Source organism: Microvirga tunisiensis (genome assembly GCF_009296175.1).
Classification (GTDB): Bacteria; Pseudomonadota; Alphaproteobacteria; order Rhizobiales; family Beijerinckiaceae; genus Microvirga; species Microvirga tunisiensis.
Genome location: NZ_VOSK01000280.1, coordinates 1 through 8099, shown reverse-complemented (window position 1 = coordinate 8099; position 8099 = coordinate 1). Strand labels below are relative to the sequence as shown.

The 8099-nt window shown below is 63.5% G+C and carries 9 protein-coding genes and 1 pseudogene; 4 read left to right on the top strand and 6 right to left on the bottom strand.

Annotated features, from left to right (window positions below):
- Positions 1 to 125: 125 nt before the first annotated feature.
- The 5 genes from msrB to FS320_RS33600 all read right to left on the bottom strand — a co-directional run bounded on the left by msrB (position 126) and on the right by FS320_RS33600 (position 3531).
- Positions 126 to 671 carry a peptide-methionine (R)-S-oxide reductase MsrB gene (gene msrB, locus FS320_RS33620; protein WP_152716747.1) on the bottom strand — a complete coding sequence of 182 codons (546 nt, stop codon included), beginning with the start codon at positions 669 to 671 and terminating at the stop codon, positions 126 to 128.
- A gap of 57 nt (positions 672 to 728) precedes the next feature.
- Positions 729 to 1472 carry a peptide-methionine (S)-S-oxide reductase MsrA gene (msrA, locus tag FS320_RS33615; RefSeq protein WP_152716746.1) on the bottom strand — a complete coding sequence of 248 codons (744 nt, stop codon included), beginning with the start codon at positions 1470 to 1472 and terminating at the stop codon, positions 729 to 731.
- 69 nt (positions 1473 to 1541) lie between these two features.
- On the bottom strand, positions 1542 to 2318 hold the full coding sequence (locus tag FS320_RS33610; protein ID WP_152716745.1) for a molybdopterin-binding protein: 777 nt from the start codon (positions 2316 to 2318) through the stop codon (positions 1542 to 1544).
- Positions 2315 to 3157, bottom strand: a complete 843-nt coding sequence (locus tag FS320_RS33605) for a cytochrome b/b6 domain-containing protein (protein ID WP_152716748.1) — start codon at positions 3155 to 3157, stop codon at positions 2315 to 2317. Before FS320_RS33605 ends, FS320_RS33610 begins: the two co-directional genes overlap by 4 nt.
- Positions 3158 to 3243: 86 nt before the next feature.
- Entirely contained in the window at positions 3244 to 3531 is a 288-nt protein-coding gene (locus FS320_RS33600; RefSeq protein WP_152716744.1) for a pentapeptide MXKDX repeat protein, read from the bottom strand.
- A gap of 404 nt (positions 3532 to 3935) precedes the next feature.
- Here FS320_RS33600 and FS320_RS33595 point away from each other — a divergent pair, with 404 nt between their 5' ends.
- Positions 3936 to 4493: a sigma-70 family RNA polymerase sigma factor gene (locus FS320_RS33595; RefSeq protein ID WP_152716743.1), complete on the top strand. Its 558-nt coding sequence runs from the start codon at positions 3936 to 3938 to the stop codon at positions 4491 to 4493.
- A complete protein-coding gene (locus FS320_RS33590) occupies positions 4403 to 5134 on the top strand; it encodes an NrsF family protein (RefSeq protein WP_152716742.1) in 732 nt (243 codons plus the stop codon). Before FS320_RS33595 ends, FS320_RS33590 begins: the two co-directional genes overlap by 91 nt.
- On the opposite strand, the pseudogene FS320_RS51025 reads toward FS320_RS33590, so the two are convergent.
- A pseudogene (locus FS320_RS51025) lies at positions 5112 to 5275 on the bottom strand (DDE-type integrase/transposase/recombinase); the annotation flags it as partial. The gene FS320_RS33590 and the pseudogene FS320_RS51025 overlap by 23 nt on opposite strands.
- A 546-nt stretch (positions 5276 to 5821) precedes the next feature.
- On the opposite strand from FS320_RS51025, the gene FS320_RS33580 reads away from it, so the two are divergent.
- Both FS320_RS33580 and FS320_RS33575 read left to right on the top strand, forming a co-directional pair.
- Positions 5822 to 6697, top strand: a complete 876-nt coding sequence (locus tag FS320_RS33580; protein WP_152716741.1) for a tyrosine-type recombinase/integrase — start codon at positions 5822 to 5824, stop codon at positions 6695 to 6697.
- 12 nt (positions 6698 to 6709) lie between these two features.
- The gene (locus FS320_RS33575) at positions 6710 to 7927 is read left to right on the top strand and encodes an IS91 family transposase (RefSeq protein ID WP_152716740.1); all 1218 of its coding nucleotides are present in this window, start codon (positions 6710 to 6712) and stop codon (positions 7925 to 7927) included.
- The last annotated feature ends 172 nt before the right edge of the window (positions 7928 to 8099 follow it).

Sequence of the window (8099 nt, the reverse complement as noted above, 5' to 3'; positions counted from 1 at the left end):
TATCCTGACCAGTACTCCGAGCGGCATCTGCGCACACTCCAGCGGCGTCTGAAAATCTGGCGCCGGGATGCGGCATGGGCCATGGTGTTCGGGTCATCGGATCAAGGCTCGGTGCCCGCAGAGCCCTAAGGCTTGCCGGGAGCATGAAGATGAGGCAACGACCATCCGTGTCGGGAGCATTCTTCGGTGAGGCAATACGCACCGCCATTCATGCAGTAGCGCAGACCGGTCGGCTGGGGGCCGTCGTCGAACACGTGACCGAGATGGCCGCCACACCGGGCGCAATGCACTTCGGTCCGCGTCATGAACAGAGCGTTGTCCTGCGAGGTGCCGATCGCACCGTCGATAGGTTGAAAGAAGCTTGGCCATCCGGTGCCGGACTCAAACTTGGTTTCCGACCGAAAGAGCGCCTGGTCGCAACCGGCGCAGGCATAGGCTCCCTTGCGCTTCTCGCCGTTGAGCGTGCTCGTGCCGGCGAGCTCGGTGCCGTGGGTGCGCAGGATTCGGTACTGTTCTGGTGTAAGCCGCTGCCTCCACTCCGCATCCGTATAGCTCACCTCGTAGGTTTTCGCCTCGGCGGCCGCTGAGGAGCGCCCGAACAGGCGAGGCAATCCCAAGGCGGCTGTGATGGTGCCAAGGGCACCCAAACCCACTATGCGTCGCGTCATCATGGCAACCTCCTCCTGCACGCGTCTTGCCGTCCCGGTCGGGCCTCGAACGGCCGTGGCTCAGCTCCCCGGCTTCCTGACCAACACCGGCGTCTCGCGGTAGACATCGGCAAACAGCCGCTTGAGGTTCGCGACTTTCGGAAGATCGTTGATCATAATGTAGGGATGGCGTGGGTTCAGCGTCAGGAAATCCTGATGATAGCCTTCAGCCGGATAGAACGCCGTCAGCGGGTCCAGTTTCGTTACAATTCGCTGTGGAAACACGCCGGCCTGATCAAGCTGGGCAATATAGCTGGTCGCGATATGCCTCTGCGGCGGGGTGGCCGGAAAGATCGCCGAGCGGTATTGCGGCCCTCGGTCAGGCCCCTGCCGGTCGAGCTGGGTCGGATCGTGCACCACCGAGAAAAAGATCTGCAAAATCTGCCCATAGCTGATCTGGCTCGGATCGTAGGTGATCTGGACCGCCTCCGCATGACCAGTACGGCCTGAACCGACAGTGTTATAATGTGCGGTCTCCGCGGCCCCGCCCGAATAGTCGGAGACGGCGCTGGTCACGCCTTTCACATGCTGAAAGACCCTCTGCACGCCCCAGAAACATCCCCCGGCGAGAACGGCCGTGTCAGATTGCCCTTGCTGTGGGGCGTCGATCACAGGCGCCGGAATCATGACCGCCGCCTCGCTCGAGCGGGCGGGTGTTGCCTGCCACCCAAGTGCGATGGGGAGAAGGACCGCCACGGCCAGAAGCCTGGAGGGCGCGGCGCGCCGCCGATCTGTGAGGAAAGCTATCGCTTCAGCCGAGGACATTGCGTCATTCCTTTTGATCTTCAACGCCGGCATCGTCGCAACCACGCATCTCACAAGGCCGATGCTGACTCAGATGCCTGCGTACCATTCATAACCACGATCCTCCCAGAAGCCGCCGTTTCCGAGGCCGATCCGGGCAAAGCTGTCGACCACCTCGATGCGCATGAGATACTTGGCGTGCTTGTAGCCCAGCTGCCGCTCGACGCGCAGGCGCAGCGGCGCCCCATGCGCCACCGGCAGATCGGCGCCGTTCATGCCGTAAGCGAGGAGGGTCTGAGGATGGAAGGCGTCGGTGAGATCAAGGCTCTCGTAATAGCGTCCGCTGCCATCAAGAGTCCGTTCCAAAGCATCGGCGCAGTGAAACACGGCATATCGGGCATTGGCCGCGAGGCCTGCTGTCTGAAGCAGGAGGCCGAGTGGAACGCCGGTCCACTTGCCGATAGCGCTCCATCCTTCGACACAATCATGGCGCGTGATCTGGGTCCGAGACGGCAGGCGTTTGAGCTCGTCCAGAGACAGGCTCAGCGGCTGTCGCACCAGACCGTCGATGCTGAGGCGCCAGTCGGTGAAGTTGGTCGCCATCATGCGGGCATAATCCTCCCACTCTGGCAGAGACGTGCCATTGGACTTGAAGATCGGTGAGAGGTCAGCCTCGTCGAACTCCCTGGCCAAGGCCCCTCCCGACAGGAGCGCCCGCTGCGTTCCCATTGTGACGGATTCCGCCATGCGCAGCACCCGCTGAACACTATCGCTTTGCGTCAGCCGATCACATCCGCCGAGCAGCAGGGTCCCGGCTCCCGCGACCGAACCACCGAGAAAGCCGCGGCGTGTGAGAAGCCTGCTCATGATCGCGGCCTTTCAGGCTTGATAGCGTAGTACCCGGTGATCATCGACTGCATATTGTTCCATGTGCCGGACGCCATCACCATGACCACATGGATGACGACGAAAGCCACCAGTGCCGATGCCGTGAGAAAATGGATCGTGCGCGCCGATTGCCGCCCGCCAAACAGGTCGAGCAGCCAAGGGACGGCCGCATCGATGCCGGGCGACATGGTGAGGCCTGTCGCCACGATCAGAGGCAGGACGATAAAAATAACGACGAGGTAGGCCAACTTCTGCAGGGCGTTGTAGTGCCGCGCGGCCTGACCTTTGGGAAATCGAAGGCGGGCATGATCGGCGATCTCGTGAGCGAGGGAGCGCAGGGTCAGCTGGCGGCGGGTCGGCTTCAGGTCGCGGCGGACATGGCCTGCCGCCAGGCTGTGGAGGAGGTAGACCAGCCCATTGATGACGAAGAGCCAGGCAAAGAAGAAATGCCACCGCCGGCCAGATGCGAGATCCTGGTAGCTTGGGATTGTCAGCCAGGAGGGAAACCCGCGCACGGTCAGTTCGCCACTGGCGTGAGATGCGCCCAAAAAGCCCGTCGTGGTGATCGCGAGCGAGCCGATCCGGGTAACGCCCTGGAGGGTACTGCCGTTCTGAACCGCGCCCATCGAGAGAAAGGACGGATCGTGGTCGGCGCCATATTGGCCCCAATACAATGCCGGATGAGCGTTGAAGATCTGCAGCCCGCTCAACAACAGAAAGCTGAGGCACAGCACATTGACCCAATGCGTTACACGCACCAGCGCCGAATGTCGAAAGATCAGAGCATCGGCGGATGAGCCGACGTTCGATGCAGTCATGGTCATGCCGATCACTCCGGATTGCCGAATGGGATTCCGCCAGCAAGCCGTTTCCACTGCGCAATGGAAACGGCCGGCACGGCGACTTATTTCTTCATGGGCGCTGTCATGCTGCCTGTTCCCATAGAATTCTTTGTCATCGGGTCGGCCGGCCTTGCCCCCATCTTCGAGCAGTCGGTCGACAGGGTCTGCTTCTTCATAGCATCCTTTTCCATGGCGGCTGTGTTCATGCAGTCCTTCTGCATGGTATCGGTCTTCATGGCATCCCGCTTCATGGCATCGGAGGTTTGAGCAAGGCCTCCGTTGGCACATGCGACCAAGCCGAGGCCGGCAGCGAGAAGCGGGAGCGTGATGGTGTTGATGAACGTCTTCATGTCAGGGTTCTTCCCTTGTCATCAGTGCACGCCGGTCACGGCGCGGGTTGCGGGGCGTGGCGCTGCGTCTTGAAGCACCACAATATTTCCGAGCCCCAACCGATGCAGCCTAATGGTCGCATCGATCGGGCCTTCGTCAGTCGCTGTCGCGGCAGCGATCGGAGTCGGCGGCGTTGCAATGGCAAATAGCAGTCACAAGCGAGGCTTCAGACGGGTGCTTGCAAGAGCAGCCATGGTTCTGACCTTAAGTTCGCCAGGCCGCTCCGCGACGGCCTAATCAATCAATTCGCCGGAACGAGCCTTTCGGTTACAGCAATCACTGACCTGTGATCGCCACCGGATGGGGATAGGGATAAGGTTGTTTCGACCCATAAAACCCCTGGCCGCTGGCGAGCGGGTGCTGGATGGCAGTCGACGTGGCAATGCTGGAATCGCGGCTCAGAAGCCTCATGCTCGCAGGACTCGCTGGCGATGCTGCCTCATACCGTTTGGTGCTGACCGAGCTGAGCAGGCATTTGCGCCGCTATTTCCTGCGCCGCATGGGGCATGACCTCGCCGCGGATTGCGAGGACCTCGTCCAGGAAACGCTCATGGCTTTGCACGCCAGTCGCGCCACCTATGATACGAGCAGGCCCTTCACGGCTTGGTTCCACGCAATCGCACGCTACAAGCTGATGGATTATTTCCGGCAATCCAAGCTACGCCCGACAGTCCCCATCGACGGCATTGAGGGGCTGTTCGCCGATGACGAGATTGATGCAGCCACGGCACGGCACGACATGGACCGTCTGCTCGAAACGGTTCCTGCCCAGATGCGCGGGCTGATCCGCACCGTCAAAATCGAAGGACAGTCGATTGCAGACGCGGCGGCATGTTCCGGATTGTCGGAATCTGCCGTCAAAGTCAGCATTCATCGTGGATTGAAGGCTCTTGCAGCCCGATTGAGGAGGCAGCCCGAGTGAGGACGACCAGCGAGGTCATCGACGAACTGGCCAGCGATCTCAGGCCCGTTGCCGAAGGCGCGGTTGCGCGGACGATCGCGCTTGGCGTCGGCGGTGGCCTGCTGTTCTCGGCCGCAATGATGCTGGCGTGGCTCGGTGTGCGCCCGGACTTCGCCGCCGCGATGACGACAGGACTTTTCTGGGTCAAGTTCGCGTATACGCTCCTGCTTGTCGCCGCGGGCCTCTCAAGCGTCGGGAGGCTGGCGCGACCTGCCGGTCAAGCCCAAGCGGCCTCCGTTGCCGTCATCGTGCTCGTCGCAGGAATCGCTATTCTCGCCGGAGGGCAGCTCGCCATGGCTCCGCACGCCGAGCGGGATCATCTCATATTGGGCGCGACCGCCGAGACCTGCCCCTGGAACATCATGATCCTCTCTCTGCCGATCTTTCTCGGTACCGTGTGGGCCTTGCGGAGGCTCGCTCCCACGCGGCTCACGATCGCCGGCCTCGCCGCCGGACTGGGGTCGGGAGCCGCCGGGGCATGGATCTATTCCTTCCATTGTGACGAAAGCGCTATCCCGTTCGTGGCGGTTTGGTATACACTGGGCATAGTTCTGATGAGCCTGTGCGGCGCGATCTCGGGTCGGTATCTCCTCCGCTGGTGACCATGTACTCGGACCGGCCAAGACGACGCCTGAGCGGCTTGCGCAAGAGCCGCTTGGCTGCAGCCAGAACTGGACCGTGCCGCCATTGCTGTCAATGGCGCGGTCGAGATACGTCCAATTTCCGCGGACCTTGATGTATGTTGGGTGAGCCGCGCGGAGGAATCTCATCCCTGCGCAGTCCCAGAACCGTACGTTGCCATTCGGCTTGGAACTGGAACGCCGTCATTGCGGAGGCACACTATTCCGCGTGAACGATGATGTTGACCCAAGGGAGAAGCTCTGGAGCGGCGCCGTCGGTGACCCCTTTGCTATGTTGATTCTTCCCCGCATTCCCTTTAGTGCTGTCTACCAATGCCCGAACCTAGTTCGTGGAAGTGGTGGCGACTCTCACAAGATCTTGCCCGAGCTCCATCCGGTCCCGCGCGCTCGCTCGGCGACCATCGTCAGGGCCACAAAGAGAGAAATCGAGCGGGTGAAATGAAGGTCCGCTTTCTGCTCGAACACGGAAATGCAGCTTTGGTCCGCCTCGTGCCACAGAACGAACCCGCTCGCGCGGGAAGGCACTGCGGCTGGGGCAGTGCAATGGCTTTGGGGCGGTAACCCGCTGAAGGGCACACGATGACAGGGCTGGGTCCTGTCTTGAGGATCGAGGGGTTTGGTCCCTCCACCTCACGACAGGAGCCCTCGATGACCGAGACAGCCATCAGCCCGCTGCGCCAGCGCATGATCGACGACATGACGGTGCGCCATTTCGTCGAGAAGACCCGCACCGATTACATCCGCCAGGTCAGACGCTTCGCGGCCTTCCTCGGCCGCTCGCCGGAGACCGCCTCGCCCGAGGATATGCGGCAGTTCCAATTGCACCTGACCGAGAGCGGCGTGACCCCGCCCAGCCGCAATGCGGCGGTCGCGGCCCTGCGCTTCTTCTTCACCGTCACTCTCGATCGGGCCGATCTGGCCCGGCGCCTCACCGTGGTCCACGAGCCGCGCAAAGTGCCCCTCATCCTGAGCCCGGCGGAAGTGGCGCAGCTCCTGGAGGCGGCCCCGGGGCCTAAGTACAAGGCGGCCCTGAGCGCGGCCTATGGCGCCGGGCTGCGGGTGTCGGAGGTCGTGGCGCTCAAGGTTTCTGATATCGCCTCTCAGCGCATGCTGCTGCGCATCGAGCAGGGCAAAGGACGCAAGGATCGTTATGCGATGCTCTCCCCGCAGTTGCTCGAGCTGCTGCGCGACTGGTGGCGGATCGCCCGCCCGCCGGTCTGGCTCTTTCCCGGACAGAACCCAGTCAACCCCCTCACCACGCGCCAGCTCAACCGGGCCTTCCATGCGGCCGCGCAGCAGGCCGGGATCACCAAGCGCGTGAGCCCGCACACGCTCAGGCATAGCTTCGCCACGCATCTGCTGGAGCAGAACATCGACATTCGCGTGATCCAGGTGCTGCTCGGGCACGCCAAGCTCGAGACCACCGCGCTCGACACCCGCGTCGCCACTACCACGATCCGCGCCGTCATGAGCCCGCTCGATCGGCTCACCTTGCTGAGAACCGAGCATCAGCCGCCCGCGTAAGGTGGGGCCGGCATGGCCCGTCCAGGGCTGGAGGTCGCGGACATCTTGCGCGACCATGGAGCGGCGTGGCGCCGCGCCCATGCCGGGCATGTGAGCCTTGGCCAGCTCAAGGTGATGAGCGCGATCGAGAACTGCCGCACGGCGGCTCTCGGCGGCCATGTCGAGGCCTGTGAGGACTGCGGCCAGGTCCGCATCGCCTACAATTCCTGTCGCAACCGGCACTGCCCCAAATGCCAGGGCGCGGCGGCCCGGGACTGGCTCGCGGAGCGCGAAGCCGAGCTGCTGCCCGTGCCCTACTTCCACGTGGTGTTCACGCTGCCGGCCGCCCTCGCCGATCTGGCCTACCCCAACAAGGCCGTGATCTACGATCTCCTGTTCAAGGCCGCGGCCGAGACCACGCTCACCCTTGCGGCCGATCCCAAGCACCTCGGAGCCCGGATCGGCCTTACCGCCGTGCTGCACACCTGGGGCTCGGCGATGACGCACCACCCGCACGTGCACATGATCGTGCCAGGCGGCGGGCTGTCCCCTGACGGAACGCGATGGATCCCGTGTCGGCCCAACTTCTTTCTGCCCGTGCGGATCCTCTCAAAGCTGTTCCGGCGGCTGATCCTGGACAAGCTCACCACGGCCCACGCGGCCGGGCAACTGAGGTTCTTCGGGGCACACGCGGACTTAGCCGACGCCAAAGCGTTCGCGGCTTTCCTGGCTCCTCTGCGCCAGACCAAGTGGTTTGTCTATGCCAAGCGGCCGTTTGCGGGGCCAGCGGCGGTGCTGGCCTACTTGGCCCGCTACACCCACCGGGTTGCGATCTCGAACAGCCGGCTGATCTGCGCCGACGACAGCGGCGTCACGTTCACCTGGAAGGACTATCGGGTTGAGGGTCGCGCCCGCGGCAAGACGATGACGCTGGCCATCGACGAGTTCATCCGCCGCTTCCTCCTTCACGTGCTCCCGCGCGGCTTCCATCGCATCCGGCATTATGGCCTCTTCGCTCACGGCTCACGCGCCGCCAATCTGGCGCGAGCCCGCGCGCGGCTTGGTGCGCGCGAGCCGCCATGTGAGACCGCGACCGCAAACCCGGCCGACGCCACAGCCCCACCAAGCCCAATGCAACCCTGCCCCTGCTGCGGCGGGCGCATGATCCTCATCGAGCGGTTCGCGCGCGGGTCTTCGCCAGCACACCGGCCCTCGTCCTCGACGGCTGTGATCCGGATCGACACCTCATGAAACCGATGGCCCACGACGCTGCCACCCTGTGGCTTGTCACCTCGTTGGTCCTGCGCCGGCCGCGCTGGTGCCCGGTCAAATGGGATGTGCGCCCTGCGGGTGGAGCATCGATGGTCACCGTCGCGCCAACTCGGCCACGGCGATGATGCCCCGCTCCGGCTCATCGCCGCCG

Coding starts and splice junctions, on each gene's coding strand:
- FS320_RS33590 (WP_152716742.1), top strand. CDS start 4,403: ATGTTCCGGATTGTCGGAATCTGCCGTCAAAGTCAGCATTCATCGTGG.
- FS320_RS33575 (WP_152716740.1), top strand. CDS start 6,710: ATGGCCCGTCCAGGGCTGGAGGTCGCGGACATCTTGCGCGACCATGGA.
- FS320_RS33580 (WP_152716741.1), top strand. CDS start 5,822: ATGACCGAGACAGCCATCAGCCCGCTGCGCCAGCGCATGATCGACGAC.
- FS320_RS33610 (WP_152716745.1), bottom strand. CDS start 2,318: ATGAGCAGGCTTCTCACACGCCGCGGCTTTCTCGGTGGTTCGGTCGCG.
- FS320_RS33595 (WP_152716743.1), top strand. CDS start 3,936: ATGGCAGTCGACGTGGCAATGCTGGAATCGCGGCTCAGAAGCCTCATG.
- msrA (WP_152716746.1), bottom strand. CDS start 1,472: ATGTCCTCGGCTGAAGCGATAGCTTTCCTCACAGATCGGCGGCGCGCC.
- FS320_RS33600 (WP_152716744.1), bottom strand. CDS start 3,531: ATGAAGACGTTCATCAACACCATCACGCTCCCGCTTCTCGCTGCCGGC.
- msrB (WP_152716747.1), bottom strand. CDS start 671: ATGATGACGCGACGCATAGTGGGTTTGGGTGCCCTTGGCACCATCACA.
- FS320_RS33605 (WP_152716748.1), bottom strand. CDS start 3,157: ATGACTGCATCGAACGTCGGCTCATCCGCCGATGCTCTGATCTTTCGA.